Source organism: Mucilaginibacter sp. (assembly GCF_035492695.1).
Classification (GTDB): domain Bacteria; phylum Bacteroidota; class Bacteroidia; order Sphingobacteriales; family Sphingobacteriaceae; genus Mucilaginibacter.
This window is the reverse complement of the sequence record NZ_DATJJC010000022.1, coordinates 122,950-142,989: the sequence shown is the minus strand read 5'-3', so window position 1 is coordinate 142,989 and position 20,040 is coordinate 122,950. Positions and strand designations below refer to the sequence as shown.

The 20,040-nt window shown below is 44.9% G+C and carries 19 protein-coding genes; 11 read left to right on the top strand and 8 right to left on the bottom strand.

Translation table 11 applies throughout. The annotated features are described in order from the left end of the window. The first annotated feature begins 53 nt into the window (after positions 1–53). From VL525_RS14605 to VL525_RS14585, 5 genes are read left to right on the top strand one after another with little or no spacing between them, the layout of a single operon-like run. On the top strand, positions 54–1,361 hold the full coding sequence (locus VL525_RS14605; protein WP_325387771.1) for an SWIM zinc finger family protein: 1,308 nt from the start codon (positions 54–56) through the stop codon (positions 1,359–1,361). Continuing rightward, positions 1,361–2,842, top strand: coding sequence for a DUF5691 domain-containing protein (locus VL525_RS14600; RefSeq protein WP_325387770.1), 1,482 nt, complete (start codon positions 1,361–1,363; stop codon positions 2,840–2,842). The genes VL525_RS14605 and VL525_RS14600 overlap by 1 nt, the downstream gene beginning before the upstream one ends. A 9-nt stretch (positions 2,843–2,851) precedes the next feature. Further along, a complete protein-coding gene (locus tag VL525_RS14595; RefSeq protein ID WP_325387769.1) occupies positions 2,852–3,928 on the top strand; it encodes an AAA family ATPase in 1,077 nt (358 codons plus the stop codon). Between the two features lie 17 nt (positions 3,929–3,945). Further along, entirely contained in the window at positions 3,946–6,213 is a 2,268-nt protein-coding gene (locus VL525_RS14590; protein WP_325387768.1) for a DUF5682 family protein, read from the top strand. Further along, a complete protein-coding gene (locus VL525_RS14585) occupies positions 6,203–7,345 on the top strand; it encodes a VWA domain-containing protein (protein WP_325387767.1) in 1,143 nt (380 codons plus the stop codon). The genes VL525_RS14590 and VL525_RS14585 overlap by 11 nt, the downstream gene beginning before the upstream one ends. Positions 7,346–7,614: 269 nt before the next feature. Here the strand turns inward: VL525_RS14585 and VL525_RS14580 are convergent, their stop codons facing one another. Beyond that, entirely contained in the window at positions 7,615–8,136 is a 522-nt protein-coding gene (locus VL525_RS14580) for a DUF3943 domain-containing protein (RefSeq protein WP_325387766.1), read from the bottom strand. Positions 8,137–8,163: 27 nt separating this feature from the next. Next, positions 8,164–8,931, bottom strand: a complete 768-nt coding sequence (locus VL525_RS14575) for a porin family protein (RefSeq protein ID WP_325387765.1) — start codon at positions 8,929–8,931, stop codon at positions 8,164–8,166. Positions 8,932–9,054: 123 nt separating this feature from the next. On the opposite strand from VL525_RS14575, the gene VL525_RS14570 reads away from it, so the two are divergent. After that, positions 9,055–9,294 carry a sensor histidine kinase gene (locus VL525_RS14570; protein WP_325387764.1) on the top strand — a complete coding sequence of 80 codons (240 nt, stop codon included), beginning with the start codon at positions 9,055–9,057 and terminating at the stop codon, positions 9,292–9,294. 75 nt (positions 9,295–9,369) lie between these two features. On the opposite strand, the gene VL525_RS14565 is transcribed toward VL525_RS14570, so the two are convergent. Together VL525_RS14565 and VL525_RS14560 are read right to left on the bottom strand one after the other, a co-directional pair. Further along, positions 9,370–9,951 carry a CDP-alcohol phosphatidyltransferase family protein gene (locus VL525_RS14565; protein ID WP_325387763.1) on the bottom strand — a complete coding sequence of 194 codons (582 nt, stop codon included), beginning with the start codon at positions 9,949–9,951 and terminating at the stop codon, positions 9,370–9,372. An 8-nt stretch (positions 9,952–9,959) separates the two neighbouring features. Beyond that, a complete protein-coding gene (locus VL525_RS14560; protein WP_325387762.1) occupies positions 9,960–10,973 on the bottom strand; it encodes a metal-dependent hydrolase in 1,014 nt (337 codons plus the stop codon). Positions 10,974–11,247: 274 nt separating this feature from the next. On the opposite strand from VL525_RS14560, the gene VL525_RS14555 reads away from it, so the two are divergent. The 5 genes from VL525_RS14555 to VL525_RS14535 all read left to right on the top strand — a co-directional run bounded on the left by VL525_RS14555 (position 11,248) and on the right by VL525_RS14535 (position 15,398). Next, positions 11,248–11,970, top strand: coding sequence for an ABC transporter permease (locus tag VL525_RS14555; protein WP_325387761.1), 723 nt, complete (start codon positions 11,248–11,250; stop codon positions 11,968–11,970). A 5-nt stretch (positions 11,971–11,975) separates the two neighbouring features. Next, positions 11,976–12,740: an ABC transporter ATP-binding protein gene (locus VL525_RS14550; protein WP_325387760.1), complete on the top strand. Its 765-nt coding sequence runs from the start codon at positions 11,976–11,978 to the stop codon at positions 12,738–12,740. A 5-nt stretch (positions 12,741–12,745) separates the two neighbouring features. Then, on the top strand, positions 12,746–13,744 hold the full coding sequence (locus VL525_RS14545) for an MlaD family protein (RefSeq protein WP_325387759.1): 999 nt from the start codon (positions 12,746–12,748) through the stop codon (positions 13,742–13,744). 121 nt (positions 13,745–13,865) lie between these two features. Then, on the top strand, positions 13,866–14,711 hold the full coding sequence (locus VL525_RS14540) for a universal stress protein (protein ID WP_325387758.1): 846 nt from the start codon (positions 13,866–13,868) through the stop codon (positions 14,709–14,711). Positions 14,712–14,771: 60 nt separating this feature from the next. Then, a complete protein-coding gene (locus VL525_RS14535) occupies positions 14,772–15,398 on the top strand; it encodes a nitroreductase (RefSeq protein ID WP_325387757.1) in 627 nt (208 codons plus the stop codon). Positions 15,399–15,418: 20 nt separating this feature from the next. Here VL525_RS14535 and VL525_RS14530 read toward each other — a convergent pair whose 3' ends face one another. The 4 genes from VL525_RS14530 to VL525_RS14515 form a co-directional block, all read right to left on the bottom strand. After that, the gene (locus VL525_RS14530; RefSeq protein WP_325387756.1) at positions 15,419–15,838 is read right to left on the bottom strand and encodes a hypothetical protein; all 420 of its coding nucleotides are present in this window, start codon (positions 15,836–15,838) and stop codon (positions 15,419–15,421) included. 59 nt (positions 15,839–15,897) lie between these two features. Further along, positions 15,898–16,332 (bottom strand): Hsp20/alpha crystallin family protein, encoded by a 435-nt coding sequence (locus VL525_RS14525; RefSeq protein ID WP_325387755.1) that lies wholly within the window; start codon positions 16,330–16,332, stop codon positions 15,898–15,900. 123 nt (positions 16,333–16,455) lie between these two features. Continuing rightward, positions 16,456–18,417, bottom strand: a complete 1,962-nt coding sequence (ftsH, locus tag VL525_RS14520) for an ATP-dependent zinc metalloprotease FtsH (RefSeq protein ID WP_325387754.1) — start codon at positions 18,415–18,417, stop codon at positions 16,456–16,458. A gap of 331 nt (positions 18,418–18,748) precedes the next feature. Further along, a complete protein-coding gene (locus tag VL525_RS14515) occupies positions 18,749–19,831 on the bottom strand; it encodes a hypothetical protein (RefSeq protein WP_325387753.1) in 1,083 nt (360 codons plus the stop codon). Positions 19,832–20,040 lie beyond the last annotated feature (209 nt).

Here is a 20,040-nt window from a genome sequence, read left to right as displayed (position 1 = left end):
CCTATTTTTAAAGCCGGAGTAACTTAACCTTATTTATAACCGATTAAATCATTTTGCAGCTAACAGAAGACCAGATATATGCCCTTGCGCCTGATGAAGCTTCAAAAAAAGCCGGGCGTGATTTGGCCACACCTGCCAAATGGGTTGCCAAAGGAATTAACGATCAGGCCTTGTGGGGTGAGTGTCAGGGCAGCGGTAGCAAACCTTATCAAACACAGGTCGATCTTACTGTAATAGCTTTCAAATGCTCGTGTCCAAGCCGTAAATTCCCGTGTAAACACGGGCTTGGCCTGCTGTTGTTATGTGCTCGCCAGCCGGGCTTGTTTACTAATGCAAATATTCCTGCCTGGGTAAGCGACTGGATAAGCAAGCGATCTGAAAAAGAAGAGAAACAAATTGAAAAGGCAGAAAAACCGATTGATGAAGCGGCTCAGGCTAAGCGTTTGCAATCGCGCGAACAAAAAGTCAGTGCGGGGATAAACGAGTTATTGATTTGGGTAAAAGATATTGTTCGAAATGGTATTTTAACTGTACCCGAAAAGGGAGCGGCCTATTGGGATAATATGGCCCGCCGGATGGTTGACGCCCAGGCATCCGGAATGGCCGCAATGGTTAAAAATCTTGGGGCAACTAATTTCTGGAACGAAGGCTGGCAAGACAATTTTATGGATAAGTTATTACAGTTATACCTGGTTGCTGAAGGCTACCAGCATTTGCCCAGTATTAATCCATTATTGCAACAGGATATACGCTCGGCCATCGGTTTTACTGTTAACCAGGACGAGCTTAGACAGCAAAGCGGTCTTACCGATACCTGGCTGGTAATAGGTAAAGAAAGCCGGGACGAAGAGCAGATCACTATTGAGCAAAACTGGCTCTATGGCTTGAAAAGTAACCAATACGCGCTGGTTCTGCACTTTGTTGTACGAGGACAGGTTGCCCAGATATCCCTGAGCGCGGGCATGTACCTGGATGCAGAACTGAGTTATTTCCCGTCAGTTATTCCTTACAGGGCTATTATTAAAAACCATGCTGCTGCAAAGCCTGGCTCTCCAAACGATATTCAAAGTTTTAAAGGTTGGCACCAGGTATCTGCACAGGAAACCTCGTTGAACAGCAGGTTACCTTTCAGAAATGAAATGCCGTTCATGGTAGAGGCTTTAAGACCGGTACAATATCAAAAACAATGGTGGCTTCAAGATCAGGAAGGCTATTTATGCAGGATCGCCTTGGGTTTTAAAAACATATGGCAATTGATGGCCTTAAGCGGCGGCGAACCTTTAACCATGAGCGTAATTGGTAAAGAAAACGCGTACAGGCCATTAGGTGTATGGCATCAAAATAATTATAAAACAATCTGATGAAAGCTTGGGAATACGTAATAAATACGGCGATGCTGGGAACGGATAAACCGATGCCCGGTAATCAGGATTTGCCGGATTCCATAACTGAAATTGCGATAAAGATTGATGCTATTGATTCAATAGATAGAGAAGCAAAATTTCTGCAAAAAGCTGCAGTGATTTATAATTACCGGCAATGCGGGTTTACACCATTTCAGAAACAGGATTTGCCGGTTACTATGACAGAGGGGGAAATTAAGCCCTATTGTTCGCTTGCAGCGGCAAGCATTTTAAATGATATCCTTTATGAGGACAACACAGCCCTTCTGGAACTATGGATGAGCCGATGTGATGAAAATGAGCAATTGTTTTTGCCCGATGTTTTGCCTGCCGTATTGGACAAAGCAGCAAAATACGCTTCGTTACGATTAATGGTTATTGCTTGCAGTGGCAATCGGGGCGAATGGCTAAGTAAGCTCAACCCGGTGTGGGATTATTTTAGAATATTCCCCGATGAGGAAATATGGCAAACCGGCAAGCCCGAAGAAAGGGCGGCATTATTAAAAAAGATTAGGCAGGATGATCCAGGGCGGGCGAGAGAATGGCTACGGCAAACCTGGGAGCAGGAAACTGCAGCAAGTAAGGTGGAACTCCTTAAAACATTGCGAATTAATGTCGGCACCGGCGATTTGGAATGGCTGGAAAACCTGCTCGATGAAAAAGGGCAGAAAGTTAAAGATGGGGCTATGGCTTTGCTTAAGCTGATACCGGGCTCGTCTATAGTTAATCAATACGAAGGTTTGTTAAAGCAGTCCGTTACCCTTAAAAAAGAGAAAGCTTTATTAGGGATGCTGAATAAAGTCTCTATTCAGCAAACGTTGCCTGCGGTGGTAGATGAAAGCATTTTTAAATCGGGGATAGAAAAGTTAGCCGGGCAGAAAGCATCTATTACGGATGAAAGTTTTATTTTATACCAGCTAATTGGTAGTGTACCGCCGACTTTTTGGGAAAAGCAGTTTGAATGTACGCCAGGACAGGTAGTAGCCTATTTTGATAAATATGCTAGTGATAAAATCCCTGCTTTAGGGCTGGCAGTGTCGCGCTTTAAGCAAACAGATTGGATTCCTTATTTTCTTGACCAGCCTGGTTTTTACCCGGATTTTCTCGAAATGATGACTACGAGCGAGCAGGAAAAATATCTAAGCCGCTTTTTAAAGGTTGATGCGCTGAATACGATACACTTTGCATTAACGCTAAAGCACGAATGGGGACTTGATTTTGCATCAACCGTACTGCGGGAGATGGCTAATCATCCTTATGAATATAACCGGGGATTTTTTAGCAAAAATATAAAACTCATTCCGGCTGGCATTCTAAACGAGCTCAAAAAAATCGGGCCCAAAGACGCCAATCTTCAAAATACATGGGAAAAAAACAGCCACCACTTAATTAAATTGCTTGGCTTAAAGCAACAAATGATCAAAGCTTTTAACACATAAAATACCAACATGTCACAGCTACTACGTCAGCATGCAGAACAATTATTTGCACACGAACTGGAAGAACTTAAAAAACAGGATAATGACAAGCGCCCGGGCAACTGGATGCTTTCACCCCAATCTGTAGTTACCTACCTGGTAGGCGGTAAACTCAAAAACGGGTTTGAGGTATCGCCTAAATATATCGGTAACCGCCGCCTGATAGAAATAGCTGTGGCAACGCTCACTACCGATCGTGCTTTGCTGTTGTACGGTTTACCGGGAACGGCTAAAAGTTGGGTGAGCGAGCATTTGGCAGCCGGTGTAAGCGGGGATTCAACCCTGATTATTCAAGGAACAGCAGGTACTAGTGAAGAATCGGTACGTTATGGGTGGAATTATGCGCGACTGATAGCGGAAGGCCCTTCGGCCGGGGCACTGGTAGAAACCCCGGTAATGCGGGCCATGAAGGATGGTAAGATCGTTCGGTTAGAAGAACTGACCCGCATAGGTGCCGATGTGCAGGATACGCTGATCACCATTCTGTCCGAAAAAACATTGCCCGTCCCTGAACTGGATATGGAGGTGCAGGCCATTAAAGGATTCAATGTAATTGCTACCGCCAATAACCGTGATAAGGGTGTGAACGAATTGTCCAGCGCTTTGAAACGCCGTTTCAATACGGTGATCCTGCCATTGCCTGGTTCGATTGAAGAAGAGATAGATATTGTTCGCCGCCGGGTGGAAAGCTTTGAAAAGGTAATGGAACTCCCCGCCGAACCACCTGCATTACAGGAGATCCGCAGAATTGTAACCATCTTCCGGGAGCTGCGCAGCGGTGTCACTTTGGATGGTAAAACCAAGATCAAAATACCTACAGGTACGCTAAGCACCGCCGAAGCTATTTCGGTAGTGAACAGCGGTTTATCCATGGCGGCTTATTTTGGCGATGGGCAAGTAAAAGCTGCTGACCTTGCCGCAAGTATTATTGGCACAGTGATCAAGGATCCGGTTCAGGATAAACTGGTATGGCAGGAATATTTGGAAACGGTTGTGAAAACACGAAACGACTGGAGCGACATTTACCGTGCCTGCCGCGACTTATAATAAAAGCTGATCAGTACATGGCAATAAATATATTAGGCATACGCCATCACGGCCCTGGGTCTGCAAACAATGTGAAAGCTTTCCTGGAATCGGTTAAGCCGGATATTGTACTGGTAGAAGGGCCGCCGGAAGCCGATACTATATTGAAATGGGTTGGTCATCAGGATTTAAAACCCCCGGTGGCTTTGCTTTGCTATCAGCCAGACGATCCGCAGGCATCTGTATTTTATCCTTTTGCCGATTTTTCGCCCGAGTGGCAGGCAATTCTTTATGCCCGTAAGCAAAACATACATGTGCGCTTTATGGATTTGCCGGCAGGTAACCAAATGCTTGTAGAAAAAGAACAGCGTGAACAAAAAGAAAAACATACTCCCGCAAATCCCGATCCCGTCAACCTGGATGCACAATCTTATGAAACATTCTATAAAAGGCCGATCAGTTATCTGTCAGACGCTGCTGGTTTTGCTGACGATGAAAAATGGTGGGAGCATACGTTTGAATATCGTCTGAATAATAACGACGTATTTGATGCGGTCGCTGAGGCTATGCAGGTCCTGCGGGAAAACATCCCACAAAAAGATAAAGGACTGGAGCAATTACGCGAGGCGTACATGCGCCGTTCCATACGCCAGGCCGAAAAAGAGATGTTCTATAACATCGCAGTTATTTGCGGTGCCTGGCACGTGCCAGCGCTCCAAAATAAATCATCACAAAAAGATGATAATGAATTACTGAAAGGTCTGCCAAAGGTAAAAACCGAATGTACATGGATACCCTGGACATTTAATCGTTTAAGCTTTTATAGCGGCTATGGTGCCGGGATTAACTCGCCGGGATGGTATAATCATGTTTGGCATTACCCCAATGATGATGGCACCTTGTGGATGGCGCATGTCGCTCAACTGTTCCGCAAACAGCAAATGGATACTTCAGTTGCGCATATTATAGAGGCAGTTCGCTTAGCGGGGTCACTCGCTTCGTTGCGCGACCTGTCAAAAGCGGGTTTGGAAGAATTGAACGAAGCGACACTCAGTGTGCTTTGTAACGGGGAAAGTATCTTATTGAAATTGGTTCATGATGAGCTGATCGTCGGCCATCAGATAGGTGAGGTACCTGTCGAGATACCTAAACCGCCACTGCAGCTGGATATTGAAAAACTGCAAAAGAAATTAAGACTACCTCCCACTGCTGATTTTAAAGACTATACGCTCGATCTGCGTAAAGATACCGACCTGGAACGCAGCGTTTTCCTGCATCGGCTGACTTTGCTGGGAATAGAATGGGGCAGGCAACAATATGTAGCCGGTAAAGGTACTTTTAAAGAGCAATGGCGCCTGCAATGGGACCCTGGGTACTCTGTTGAGATTATTGAGCGCGGTAATTTAGGCAATACAGTTGTGGAAGCCGCTGCCAATAGCGTGTTGAACCGGGCAAAAGAAGCAAAGGACCTGAAAGTAATCAGTGACCTGCTTGAAAAAAGTATTCCGGCGGAACTACCTCAGGCTATAGAGGTATTGATCTATCGGTTGAATAACTTAGCTGCGGCATCCGCTGATGTAATTGAATTAATGGAGGTTGTGCCCGGATTAATTACCGTTGCCCGTTATGGCAACGTGCGTAAAACGGACGCCTCGGTGGTGTTAAGTATTATTAGCAGTATCATTACCCGTATTTGTATCAGCCTGCCCAATGCCTGTGTAGCTATTGATGATGACGCTGCACAGCAATTGTTGGGCTTGTTTTATGAGTTGAATGATGGTATCAACTTACTACAGGAATCCGAAACATCTTCCGGCTGGCAACAAACCTTGCAGCTGATTGCGGGTAATAAAAATACATCTCCGGTACTTGGCGGCTATAGTACCCGGTTGTTAAATGATAGCAAATTATTAGCCATAGACCAATTAATACAGTACTTTGGCTATGCCATGTCCGCAGCCACCGCGCCTCTTGTTTCGGCAGCTTGGCTTGAAGGTTTTTTGAAAGGAAGCGGTACATTATTGTTACTTGATCAGGATCTGTGGCAAGTAATTGATAATTGGGTATCCGGTTTAACAGATGAAACTTTTATGCAGGTGTTGCCGCTGCTGCGCCGCACATTTGCCAACTTTTCGATTCCGGAGCGAAGGAAATTGGGCGAAAAAGTACGTACAGGTGGGAGTGCCGGGCACCAGCATACAATTTCAATTACAAACTTTGATGCGGTAAGGGCCGAACAGGGCCTGCCGGTAATCATAGAGTTATTGGGTTTAAACATTAATCAAACTGAACAAAATGGAAATTGAGCCGCAGCACCTGCGTAAATGGCGGTTGATCCTGGGCGGGCATCAACAGGAAGGAACCCAGTTTGATTTAAACGAATCCGACCTGAAAGTTGACCATACACTTGAAGCATTATATGATAGTGATAAAAGCGGTGGCCTGGGTGCTTCCTCGCCAAATGTAAGTCGTTGGCTTGGCGATATCCGTACGTTTTTTCCTTCCAGCGTTGTACAGGTAATGCAGCAGGATGCTCTGAAGCGCCTGAATTTAACGCAAATGTTGTTTGAAAAAGAGATGCTGGAAAACATGGAGCCTGATGTACATTTGGTAGCCACGCTAATGACCTTGAGCAGAGTAATCCCTGATAAAACCAAAGATACCGCCCGCCAGGTTGTGCGTAAAGTTGTTAATGAACTCATCAAAAAACTGGCGGAACCTACCCGGCAGGCTATAACCGGCAGTCTGAACAGAAGCATAAGAAACACACGGCCTCGTCACCAGGAAATTAACTGGGGCGCTACCATTCTAAAGAATCTAAAGCACTACCAGCCCGAATATCAAACTATCATTCCCGAGAACAGAGTCGGTTATGGACGAAAGCGGTCGTCACTAAAAGATGTAATACTCTGTCTGGATCAAAGCGGTTCAATGGGTTCATCTGTAGTTTACTCAGGCATATTTGGCAGCGTGATGGCTTCCATTCCAGCTATTGAAACAAAGATGGTGGTATTTGACACTGCTATTGCCGATTTGACGGAAGAACTGACCGACCCGGTTGAATTGTTGTTCGGTGTACAGCTCGGAGGCGGGACGGATATTAATGCGGCCCTAACTTACTGCCAGCAAATAGTGACCAAGCCTGCTGATACTGTTTTGGTACTGATCACCGACTTGTACGAAGGTGGCAATGTTAACGATATGCGCAAACGTGCTGTCGAACTTGTTGCCGCAGGTGTACAGCTTGTTGTTCTTTTAGCATTAAACGATGATGGCGCACCATCTTATGATCACCATAACGCCCAATTCCTTGCTGATTTAGGCGTGCCTGTTTTTGCATGTACGCCCGATAAATTTCCAGACCTGATGGCCGCTGCACTCACTAAGCAGGATATCAGCTTATGGGCGGCTAAAGAAGATCTGATTGTAAAAAAATGAGGTTAGATAAATCTATGCTTGATCAAATAAAGCAAAGGTTAAAAATCAGGCCTTATGAAATTCATGGACGGGATATGAACTATGCCCTTTCCAGGCTAATTTTAATGGTTTTGTCTTGGTGCTCTCCAGATGCTCACCAATTTTTTGCAACTAATTGACTGACGTCAAAGATACGTATTCATGCAATTTTATATTCTGAAAATTGATGTTTGTTTTCCTTTTGAAACATGATTGCCGCAAACTCTGCTAAAATCGTTAAGGGAAAAACGTCATTGTTGCGTGTAGGGCAAGCTGTTTACCTCTTTGACCAATTTCTGGCCATTCACATCCGGATAAACCAAACCGGTTGTTATAAAGTCATTTATTGAGGGCGCTTGCGTCTCCCAAAGGTAACTTCCAGCAAAAGTGGTGGGCGCCGATGGCCAGAAACTGTAGCCGTTTGACCGAAAAACATTGAAAAAAATACTGCCGTGAAAAGGATGCCCTATCTCGTTTGTTTGAAACTCATCATAATCCCATGTCCAGGTTGAAGGGCGTAGGTTATGACCTATTGATTTAAAAGATATATTCGCCCAATCTTGTTGTGAAAAATAGTCGTCGATAAATAAGGGAACAACTTCTCCGAGACCTAACTCTATGACCGCCCGGCCAAATCTTTTTTGCGGCGCCTTAAATAAACTGTCCGTTTTTTTTCTGGGATTTGTAGCCTGCCCCTCAACCAAAACCGAGAAGCTCAGTACAGAACATAAAAAAATGATACCAGGCTTTAGAAGCGGTATATATGCAGGCATGATTCTGAAAATGGCCCGTAAGATGCTTCAATACTTCCCCAACCAGTAGCTATATCCAATGGTCGCCACTGCAGCACCAGTCTCGTTTTTTCCATCCACCGAATTTCTCTGGATGTTGAAAAACCCATAGTTGGCGCCTCCTTCGAGGAATACACTGCCTCTTCCGATTTTATAACTTACTCCAAGGTTGCCCTCGATCCCGGCGTTAACCCGGTGGAGTGAATTGCGAACGTTGATGTTATCATCAAATGATTGGGCGCCGCCTGGCAAAGGCTGCCGCCCGCCGGGATCGGTATATAATTGGCTTTGACCGCTGGTTACCTGGTGCGCCGAAATCAGCAGGCCGAGGAATGGTCCCGCATCGATATATATCCTGAATGGTGAGTGTTTAACATTCCACCCCACTTTAGCTAAAACCGGTATAAGCAGGTAATTCAATTTAGCTTCGCTATTGTAGTTGGCATACAAATACTGCGGCGCCTGGCCAGGAGGAAACATGTCCGCAAGCTGATCGGGCGTGGTAAAGGCCTGCAATCCATCCTTTTTACCACCTTGCGAAGAATATTCGATCATAGGCTGCAGGGAAAACAAGTCTGAGAATTTAAATTCTGCATATACCGCTGCGTCCGGTCCGAGTCTTGAGTTGTAACCGGTATTGAGCGGGTTCTGATTACCCCTCCCTGCAGAAAGATCGGGTATACTGATACCACCGCGTACGCCGAGGGTTATATTTTGAGCTTGGCAACTAACGCAGTAAAAACCCAAAACGAGTAATGAGTATATTGTCTTTTTCATAACATTGAACATCTAATCGAAGGTTCTGGTTTTAAGTCATAGAAAACTTGATGCATGTCATCTAAACAATTGATATCGAACAGATTATTTGTACAATCTGATTAAAGATATCTGAAATATACTTTGCATCGCGTCATCAACCTCATATCGAATACTATAAAATATTCGGGCGAAGCAACGATAATTGCATTTGAAACAGAAACTGTCGGCAATGAATATGAGGTAATCGCCAAAGACAGTGGTATAGGCATTCCTGAAACTGAACAAAAACATTTGTTCGAACCGTCCTGCAGGGCACATAATAAGGGAACCATACCGGGCACAGCATTGGGTTTGAACATCGTCGCCCGTTATATCAAGTAAAGCATGGCAAAATTGAGTTCCAAAGTAAGGATAATGCCGAACCCAGCTTCATTTTGACTTTTCACGCACAGCCCATTAGCTACCCTTTTTTCTGGCCTTCAATATCCAGTATATGCCTTTTACATCGGTTAGGTATTCGCGTAGCAAAAAGATCAGGACGATCTCTTCCGCCAGGTCGAGAATTGTCAAAAATACCATCACGTAAAATAACCAGTAAACCGGTTGCGGCAGAAAGAAAAATGCCAGCAGAAAAATGGCCTGACTTACGGCCGCCAACTTGGCGGCATAGGTGTGAAAACTTGTTGGACGTTTGTACCTGTAAACAGCACAAATGATCTCTGCCAGATACAAAACGAAAAGCATGGCAACCGGGATAATCTCATACAATAAAAAAAGCGCATGCTGTACACACATAGCTACGATTGCTGCTAGGATTGTACAATCGTCAGCGATCGAATCGAGGCGTGCGCCAAAAGAACTCGAAACCTTATATTTCCTGGCAAGATATCCATCGACTGCATCGCTGAAAAAGCTAAGGAGCAATAGCCATTTGAACAGTTCAAACCAACCCGTAACCACCAAAAAAATAAGGAACGGAGCCGCAACGAGCCGATAAAGCGTAATTCCATTGATAACGTAAAAAGCATTGTTTCTCATAGTAAATGTTAATTACCGGTTATCCGTCTAAAATAAACTGTGATGCTATTCATATCCCAGCCTGTAAGCCTTGCCTGTTGCAGGGGGACGATGTGGGGCCCATTACTGATCAGCGGGCAGCTTAAAACAAAAGGAGCATTTCTTATTCTCCATCCCTGGATCTGTCCAAACCTGAGAATATTGATGTATGGCTTATTAGCTGAGCCTGAAATAGTATAGTAGCCGGCTGCAAATTCGCGAAAGTTTTGAACCGAATGCCGGCCCCGCGTCAAATTCAGCAAACCGTAATTTTTAGGATGTGTTTCAAATTCAATATTTCGTGACTTGCTGTCGTATACCGAACTATACGCTGTGTAATAATAGCTATCTGTATCGACAATGATATACCACAGCACGCTGTTGAACGGTGCCGGAGTAGCAAAATAATCTTTAAACCCAATTTTCCTGTTGTGAAGGGCGGCCGATACACGACTGTCAATAATCGTCTTGTTGATGCCTGCATATGCCAGGTAACAGCAGGAAAACAGCAAAGCTGCCCTGACCCATTTGAGCCTGCGGTTATAATTGCCATTGCTGAACAGCAGCACCATTGCTGCAATGATAAGCCCAAGGCTAAACAGGGGATCAGCTACGAAAAGCAGGTTCAGGGAAAAACGCCTGTGATTGAAGGGCTCAAGCAAAGCCGTACCATACGCGTTACAAACATCCAGCAGGTCATGCAAAATCAATTGGAATACGACAAACAGAGATATCGAAAGAAAAGGTCTGCCTGCGGCTTTAAAAATCCGGTAAGCGAATAGCGACAGAATCACCCCTGCAACTACCGCAAAAAAGAACGAATGTGTAATTCCGCGGTGGATCATCAGCGAACGATCGGCAGGCAAAAATAATCCTTCGATCGTATCTATATCGGGCAGGCACTGAACAAACCCACCCAGGAAAAGAATTTTTTTATTTTCATTCTTCTTCCGGGCAAATTCAGCAATACAGGCCCCCAATGCGAAATGCGTAACGATATCCATAACTTTCCTGCCGAGTTAATGCAGAAGCCGAGTTACATCAAGCCGATTTTTCATTCCTTAATCGCATAGTGCCGGCGCCTGAATTTGAATGCAATATGCATGTCCCCCTCCGATCAATTACTGACCAAAATCACTATTGCGCGCAATTCGTATCATTTTTTTGAGCAACAAGGTCCTCTAACTTAGTCAAAAACTTGATTATTAAATATTTACAGTTTTTATACAGATGGGTGTTATCTATAGAACAAGGAACTTTCTGGATCAAGCAGGCGATATGGCGCGTTTCACCGGCCATTTGTTCTCGCTTGGGACCAAGCCGCCCTATGAGCTCAAAGAGTTCCTGGGGCAATGCTATTTTATTGGCTATCGGTCGCTTCCGTTAGTGGGCCTCACAGGCTTCATTATGGGTTTGGTGCTGACGATGCAGTTGCGGCCTTCTCTGGTTTATTACGGTGTTCAATCACAATTGCCTGTGATGGTTGGAATTGCCATCGTCCGGGAGATTGGTCCGGTAATAACGGCGCTGATATTTGCAGGCAAAATTGGCAGCAGCATCGGCGCTGAACTGGGCTCGATGAAGGTTACTGAGCAGATAGACGCGATGGAGGTAAGTGGCACCAACCCCTACAAATATTTGGTAGCTACCAGGGTAGTTGCCGGCACGTTGATGCTGCCTGTACTCACTTTACTGGCCGATGCCATATCGCTTTTTGGCGCATATATAGGTATCAATATCAGCGCCGTTACAAGTTTTAAGCTATTCTTCATACAAATATTCCATACGTTGGAATTCGGCGATGTGCTGCCCGCATTTATCAAAACATTCTTTTTTGGCTTTGCAGTAAGTATCATCGGTTGTTACAAAGGCTACAATTCCAGCCGTGGTACGCGCGGTGTCGGAAATTCAGCTAATACCGCGGTAGTGCTTTCATCTGTATTCATCTTCATCATCGACCTGCTTGCGGTCCAGGTTACATCAATTTTAGGCTTAAACTAAAGGCCATGAAGCAGGGACCGATCAAGACCAAAGAAAGCAAAAGTGGCGCAATAATCGCTATCAGTGGCCTGTGCAAGTCTTTTGGCAATAACCATGTTTTGAAGGATTTTAACATCGAGCTGAATGCTCAGGAAAACCTCGTTGTGCTGGGACGTTCAGGATCAGGAAAATCGGTGCTTATCAAATGTATCATTGGTTTACTGCAGCCTGATGATGGTAAGATCGTTGTCCTGGGCAGCGACATCGCACAACTCAGCCATCACGAGCTGGATATGCTGCGCACACAGATCGGTTTTCTTTTCCAGAGTAACGCCTTGTATGATTCGATGACGGTCCGCGAAAACCTCGAATTTCCTTTGCGCAGGCACTGGTTTGAACTCTCGCAGCACGAAGTGGACGATATGGTTATGGAAGCCCTGAATAATGTAAATCTGGGACATACCGCCGAAATGATGCCTGCGGAGCTATCGGGAGGAATGGCCAAACGGATCGCTCTTGCCCGTACCATGATCCTGCGGCCAAAGATCATACTTTATGACGAACCAACAACCGGGCTCGACCCGATAACGGCAGGGGAAATAGAAGACCTGATCCTAAAGCTGCATAATAAGTACAAAACGTCGTCGATCATTATTTCGCATGATATGAAGTGCGTAAGTCGCACGGCTGACCGGGTGGTGTTGCTGTTGGACGGAAAAAGCTATACAGAAGGGAAATTTGACGAGCTGAAAAATTCAGCGGACAAAAACATAAAACAATTCTTTGAATAAGCAACATGGCAAACCAGGGAGCAAACAACATCAAATTAGGCGCATTTGTATTAACAGGATTACTGGCGCTGATCTTCACACTTTACATGGTCGGTCAAAACCGGAGTCTCTTTGGTTCAAATTTTGAGCTCAGGGCACGTTTTTCGAACGTCAACGGCCTGATCGAGGGTGACAACGTACTTTTTTCGGGAATACAGGCAGGCACTGTAAAAACTATTAGTATCCTGAATGATACGTGCATTGAGGTGTTGATGCGTGTTGACAGTAAAATAAAGCCATTCATTCTGAAAAATGCGCGTGGCTCTATTGGAACCCAGGGCCTGATGGGCGACAAGGTTATCAATATAACACCAGGCAAAGGCGCCAGCGCGGTTATTGAAGATCACGACCTTATCGGGACGAGAAAGATGGCCAGTACCGATGATATGCTGGAAACGCTATCGAAAACCAACAATAATATTGCTGATATATCCGAATCACTGAGGAATACCGTTTCGCAGCTTGATAAAAGCGCAGCATGGACCATGATCAACGATAAGGCGCTGAAGCAAAGCATCAGATCGACATTAAAAAACATCGAGCAAACGAGTATTAATGCCCGCGAAATGACGCAGGGTCTAGATGACCTTGTCGCAAGGGTAAAACAAGGCAAAGGCAATGCCGGCGTGCTGCTCAAAGACAGTACGCTCGCCGGCAACCTGAATGAAGCGGTAAATAAGATTAGGCTTGCCAGTGACAACGTCAACCAGGTTACGATCCAATTGAATAAGATGATCACCGATCTCAATAGCGACCTGCATAAAGGTAAAGGCGTCGTGAAGCTATTATTGAACGACTCGGTAACAGCGAAAAATCTGAGTGTGAGCATGGAAAATATCAGGAAGGGAACAGATGGTTTTAATCAAAATATGGAAGCACTGAAGCACAATTTCCTATTACGCGGTTATTTTAAGAATCTGGAAAAACAGCAACAAAGGAAGACGGACACAACCCGCAGGAAATAGGTAAGTGTCATGTTATTTAATGACCAGCATCATTTGTTTTGAAGCAGTGTAACAGCAAATTTGATCTAAATAAACGGATGACAGATAGTTAATCTTTTTTATAAACCCCAACATTTAGGATATGAAAAATATTTTATTGCTGACCGACTTTTCGGAGAATTCCAAAGCGGCATCCGAGACGGCTCTCGCCCTCAGTCAGAAACTGCATACCAATCTTTTGCTGTTAAACGCTTTTACTTTTTATCCGACCGCGGAGAATTATGTCGGCAGCCAATGGTACCCGGAAATGTTCAGGGAAACTGAAGAAGCAAGTCAGGAGCGGCTTTACGCTCTAAAAGGGAAGCTTGAAGAACTTAGCCCTAAAACGCTTGGCCCGGGTGACAGGCAGCCAATTATCCATACCGATGTTGAGGCATTCGGACTGAAATCCGGCGTTATCGATATTTTAGAAAAAAATCATATTGAACTCATCGTGATGGGAAGCCACGACGAGGGTGCTTTCAAAGCCAATCATGCGAATAGCGTCATCGGCACCGTAAAAACTCCCGTGCTCGTCGTTCCTGCCGGAACAAATCTTAAACAGGCAACAGAAGTGATTTACGCCACGGACTACGATTTGGAGGATATTGATGCTATCAGCTTCCTGGTAAAAATCGCCAAAGCCTTCGACCTCGCGATCAAAGTGGTGCATGTGACCGGAAGCAAATCGAACAACAGAGAAACAGACAAGGCCGCATTCGAAGCCTATCTTGAGAAATTTCACAGTGCCCACGTTACCTATGATGTGATCAATGGCAAGGACTTGGCAAACCGTTTACTGAGGCTAACAAAAACAGAACATGCTTCCCTGCTTGCCATGCTACACCACCAGCATTCATTCCTTGGCGGACTATTCAGTCACAGTGATAGCAAAGATTTGCTCAAATACAAAAAAATACCTGTTTTAATCTTCCCGGCCAACGAATAATTATACTGGCATACGGTGATTTAAAGATAATGAAAGTCCAAAAAATTAATCCCCAAAAAAATGGAAACAGATATCATGAGCGAAGATGTAGCATGCTCCGAAACGCTAAAAACGATATATACCCGCCGGGCGGTCAGAAAATTTAAGGATATTCCAGTCGACCATGAAATGGTTACTAAAGTATTGGACGCCGGGCGTATGGCACCTTCTGCTATCAATAAGCAGCCCTGGAAATTTTATATTCTTACCAATAAAGAAACGATAAAAGCTTTTTCAGGGGAAATAGCCAAAGTAACAGCCCGTACCTACGTCAAGGATCATCCCGGCGACGTAATCAGGACGGCGTTCAATTTTTTACACATGCTAAAAGACGGCGACCTTTTCAAACGAACAGATCCTATTTTTCACAAGGCACCGGTTGTGATCTTTATAGCGGCGCCAAGAGAGAATGAGTGGGCGCCAATAGACATCGGCATGTGTGCGCAAAATATGATGCTGGCTGCCAGGGCGCTTGGCCTTGACAGTTGTCCTGTTGGTTTGGCCAAATATGTCGAGCAAACCAAGATATTCTCGCGCCTGCAGGTTCCGCTTTCCGAACAGGTGCATATGGCGGTGATATTAGGTTACGGCGACGAAGCGCCGGAGATACATAAAAGGATCCGGAACAATGCCTTCTTTATCGAATAAGATTCGTGCAGTTGGTGTCTTTATGTCGTGATGATTTTTTTGTGATGCCTTGCATTTTCAACCAATGCAAACATCTCCTTTTTCACTTCACGATATTCATTGATGAGCTTTAAAAGCTGCGATTCGATCGTGGCCTGTGTATCGGCGAGCATTTCGGCATCTTCCGGAATAACATTCTCTGCTGCAAGTTCCAGTTGCTTCATTTGTGCCGCCAATTGCTCGCTAACGCCGGTTTCGTCTCTTTCCAGTTCAAATAATTTTGAACTGGCTTGTTTAAGCTTTTCAAAAAACTCCGGGCTCAGTAATTGAACAAAATAATCGTCGAGTAGCCGGTGCAAAAAAGCTGTTTCGATCCTGAAAAACTCCAGGTCCTTTTGCCAATGCCTGCACAGCACATACGATTGCTGCGAACGGGCGGATAAACTTAATGTAGTTTCCATAATGTTTTCTTTTAGTAATAACCCCACCGACATAAACGATGGAATTGCCTGGTGATCTGTTAATCAACTTTGATCTCTTTTTTGGCGGCGATCGCCTTTGCTGTTTTTTTCAGTTCGACGGTAAGTACACCATTATCATAGTGCGCATTGATCTTATCATCTTCTACATCTTCAGGCAGACTAAAGGTGCGGGTGAATGATGAACATGAAAATTCCTGGCGCACATAATTTTCCTTTTCTTCCTTTTTTGAGTTGCTGGTTTTGGCGCTGATCGTGATCAGGCCGTTTTCGGTGTTGATCTTGAAATCATCTTTCTTGTAACCGGGAGCAGCTACCTCCAGTTCGTAATGATTTTTCCTGTCGTGAACGTTTACCGAAGGCATAACTTCGCTGGCAAAGAATGGCGTATTAAAAAATTTGTCGCCGTTCCAGAAATCTTCCATCATTGACCTCAATGCTGGAAATCCATTTGATTTTTTTACTAAAGCTGACATGGTGTTAATGATTAATTTTATACCCTAAATTTCTCCAGATAATAGCTAGCAAGCCATGACGCTACTCACTACAATTCATGGCCTTTGTCATCTTGCAGGGCCGATAATTAAAGCAACAGCCTTTCAGGAAACATGTACCTCCGGAAAGGGCCGGATAGTCCCTCTTTGTCCCCTTTTTCCCAGTATCTCCTCTAAATCCTCTTTGTAAATTATTTCTTTAGCTTCGAGTGCCCCGGCCAATCGTTCAAGTAATGACCTGTTTTGCACCAATATTTCCTTTGCCTGTGCATACGCAGCATTAACCAATTTACGCACCTCCTCGTCGATCAGCCGGCCCGTTTCTTCGCTATAAGGTTTTTGTATGGCCATGTCACGCTGCCCTGTCGAATCATAATAGCTGGTATTGCCAAGCCTTTTATTAAAGCCGAAATACGCTACCATCATGTAGGCCTCATTTGTCACCTTTTCCAGATCATCAAGCGCTCCGGACGAAATCTCACCAAAAACAACCTCTTCCGCGGCGCGGCCACCCAGAGTGGCGCATAAATGCTCACTAAATGCTGACTCCGTGCGCAATTGCTTCTCTTCCGGCAAGTACCAGGCCGCACCCAACGATTTTCCCCTCGGAATGATCGATACCTTTACCAGCGGGTCGACATTTTTCAACAGCCAGCTGACCACGGCATGCCCAGCCTCATGAAAAGCTATTCTCTTTTTTTCCTCAGGTGTAATGATCTTACTCTTCTTTTCAAGACCGGCGACAACACGATCGATCGCATCCATAAAATCGACGTTGTTGACCTTATTTTCTTTCTTCCGGGCAGCAAACAAAGCCGCTTCATTGCATATATTGGCTATATCAGCGCCGGAAAAACCGGGTGTCTGTGCCGCAAGGAAACGGGTATCAATCGAAGTGTCGGTAATCAGTGGCCGCATGTGCACTTTAAATATGGCTTCCCGTTCATTCATATTGGGCAGTTCAAGATAGATATGCCTGTCAAAACGACCGGGACGCAACAGGGCCGTATCCAGCATATCTGCTCGGTTAGATGCCGCCAAAACGATAACGCCGTTGTTGGTACCAAAACCATCCATTTCCGTTAGTAGCTGATTAAGTGTGCTTTCACGTTCATCGTTCCCGCCCGAGAGAAAGGCTCCCTTGCCCCTTGACCGGCCGATAGCATCTATTTCATCAATAAAAATGATGCACGGCGCCTTTTCTTTGGCCTGCCGAAAAAGGTCCCGAACGCGCGAAGCACCGACGCCAACAAACATTTCAACGAACTCTGAGCCAGAGATAGAAAAAAAAGGCACTTTTGCTTCACCGGCTACCGCTTTCGCTAAAAGTGTTTTGCCGGTTCCGGGCGGCCCAACCAGGATAACGCCTTTCGGTATTTTGGCACCTAGCCTGGTGAAAGCATTAGGGTTCTTTAGGAAATCTACAATTTCGCGAACTTCGATCTGCGCTTCCGTCAGGCCGGCCACATCTTTAAAAGTGACATCACTTTTGCGCTTTTCGACGAGCGTAGCAGTTGACTTTCCGAAATTAAAGATCGAAGTACCGCCGCTGCCAGCAAGTCCCCCTGTTCCTGTCCGCCTGATTAGGTAAGTCCAGACAAGGAACAACAGGGCAAACGGTATGATCCAACTGAGCACATTGATCACCCAATTCGTCTTTTTCACATATGCTACAGGTATCTTATCGTTCAGCGGAATATTTTTCTCCGCATCGTCCATTTCTTTGTCAAATGAATCTGACGAGCCAATGCTGAAAGAATAATGCGGCCCATTGTTAACGCCCCATATCGATTTAAAAACGTCTTTGAATTGCTTGTCATTGGCAAAGGAAGGTTTTAGGTAAACCTCTACGGTTTCGCCGTTGATAACGGCAAGCCGTGCAACAGCCTTGCGGTTCAATATATCCTTTTGAAACTGCTGCCATGTTATCTCAGTGACAGATCTGCCCGCAAATTGAGGAGCCAGAAGAACTGCAAGTACCAGCAGGTATATCCAGATTCCGCCCCATTTAATTTTCCGGGATCCCTGCGGCAAGGCGCTTTTTGTTTTATGCCTGAAGTATTTCACGGTTATAAAGTTTGCAAGCGCAGTGCGTTAACCAAATGATAATGCTCATTTCATAAAATGACCTGCCTCATTTATTAGATCATAAAATCAGGATACATTTATATCATCCGGTCGATGGAATACAATTCCAACATCGGTAAAAGGAGGTAGATAGAATTTCTGGATAAGAAATGAAGCTACTCATACGGGAGCGGTAATCCGGCTCCCGTTTTTTATTTAAAAAATAGCACCCCGTTAAACAAACTATTGCAGTTAAGGAATATATATTTTAGTATTATATAGTTCAAGCGTGTTCATTTCATTACATGCCCCGTATCGATGTTCCGGACCATCAATAATAATGGATAAGCGCAATACGCCCGTAATTTTCAAGGCTGCCATCCTCTACAAACTCCACATCCCCGCCGTATTTCAAAGTATATTCGACTGCACCGCTGACCAGGTCGTGCGTCCGGGTATGATGCCCGTCCGGTACTGCATACGATTCCGGCGCAAGCGCGAACGCATAATGATAGTTCATTTCTGCTATTAATAAACTGCCTTTTCCCGCGGATGCATTTTTCCAAACATCGCTAATACCGTAAGACAATCTTTTTTTGCCGGCAGCATCCTGCAATTTGTCTATCAATTCCTTTTGCCGGGACTGTTTCACCTGGGCAAGGTCTCCGGCGATAAGTTTTAACAAGTGATTGACATCCGCATCGTCATAGTTGCCCGGCACGCACGCTATAACAGCCTCACTATGTTTGCTTAATTTTTTAAAATGACCCAATACCTTTTCGGCTCCGCATATGATGATCGGCAGAGGGTTCTCGTGCTGCAGCTTATCCACACCATCGTCGATATGACGAAGGAACTTTTCTGTTATCGCGTGTTTACGTTCCGTCATATCAGAAAAATTGCCGACTCTCTCCGGTACATCATCGACATACGCATAGTATGATTCGGGCACATCCAGGTGCACGGGGTTTAGGTGATATTGATCGCCTTTGAATACGCGGCATGCTTTGCTGCTCATGACTATCAATAACAATGGTATGGATTGCTTTGAATCGTAAACAACATCCCTGATCTCAAAGAAATCATTAACGATCACCTTTTCTTCAACCGGCACATCCAGGAAAAATCTCTTTTCACATTCCGGCGAAATAAAGATTGCCAATCCCTTTTTCCTTGGCGGAATAACCAGGTTGCCGATAACACTATGAAGCTTTTGTATGATCAACCGGCCCGATTCGCCAGCGCAAATTTCAGACAATTGGTTTTCAGCTTTATCGGCAGCAATCTTCAAGGCGTGGGCTGTTTTGGTTTTCAGGCTAATCTCAGGCTGAAGAGGCAAAATGATCGAGAGGACGGGTCCTGAAAATTTGACGTTCAGCAAGTCATGTATTTGGTTATCAATTTCTGGGTTCATTATCATTCTTTTTAATAAGCTGGGATACTGCCAATTAGTAGAAAGAAAGCGCTTGATTTACACGGTAAAACATTAACCGCTTTTACAAGGCTCGACTTTTATTGCCGCACGGGAACGATTCCCGTCATCAATCGAACTGATTGGCTTCAGATGTGCAGGCGCTAAAGAAAGCCGCCTTGTTAAGACGGCTTTCACTTAAACTTTGAACA

Coding starts and splice junctions, on each gene's coding strand:
- VL525_RS14600 (WP_325387770.1), top strand. CDS start 1,361: ATGAAAGCTTGGGAATACGTAATAAATACGGCGATGCTGGGAACGGAT.
- VL525_RS14595 (WP_325387769.1), top strand. CDS start 2,852: ATGTCACAGCTACTACGTCAGCATGCAGAACAATTATTTGCACACGAA.
- VL525_RS14590 (WP_325387768.1), top strand. CDS start 3,946: ATGGCAATAAATATATTAGGCATACGCCATCACGGCCCTGGGTCTGCA.
- VL525_RS14585 (WP_325387767.1), top strand. CDS start 6,203: ATGGAAATTGAGCCGCAGCACCTGCGTAAATGGCGGTTGATCCTGGGC.
- VL525_RS14580 (WP_325387766.1), bottom strand. CDS start 8,136: ATGCCTGCATATATACCGCTTCTAAAGCCTGGTATCATTTTTTTATGT.
- VL525_RS14575 (WP_325387765.1), bottom strand. CDS start 8,931: ATGAAAAAGACAATATACTCATTACTCGTTTTGGGTTTTTACTGCGTT.
- VL525_RS14565 (WP_325387763.1), bottom strand. CDS start 9,951: ATGAGAAACAATGCTTTTTACGTTATCAATGGAATTACGCTTTATCGG.
- VL525_RS14560 (WP_325387762.1), bottom strand. CDS start 10,973: ATGGATATCGTTACGCATTTCGCATTGGGGGCCTGTATTGCTGAATTT.
- VL525_RS14555 (WP_325387761.1), top strand. CDS start 11,248: ATGGCGCGTTTCACCGGCCATTTGTTCTCGCTTGGGACCAAGCCGCCC.
- VL525_RS14550 (WP_325387760.1), top strand. CDS start 11,976: ATGAAGCAGGGACCGATCAAGACCAAAGAAAGCAAAAGTGGCGCAATA.
- VL525_RS14545 (WP_325387759.1), top strand. CDS start 12,746: ATGGCAAACCAGGGAGCAAACAACATCAAATTAGGCGCATTTGTATTA.
- VL525_RS14540 (WP_325387758.1), top strand. CDS start 13,866: ATGAAAAATATTTTATTGCTGACCGACTTTTCGGAGAATTCCAAAGCG.
- VL525_RS14535 (WP_325387757.1), top strand. CDS start 14,772: ATGGAAACAGATATCATGAGCGAAGATGTAGCATGCTCCGAAACGCTA.
- VL525_RS14530 (WP_325387756.1), bottom strand. CDS start 15,838: ATGGAAACTACATTAAGTTTATCCGCCCGTTCGCAGCAATCGTATGTG.
- VL525_RS14525 (WP_325387755.1), bottom strand. CDS start 16,332: ATGTCAGCTTTAGTAAAAAAATCAAATGGATTTCCAGCATTGAGGTCA.
- VL525_RS14515 (WP_325387753.1), bottom strand. CDS start 19,831: ATGAACCCAGAAATTGATAACCAAATACATGACTTGCTGAACGTCAAA.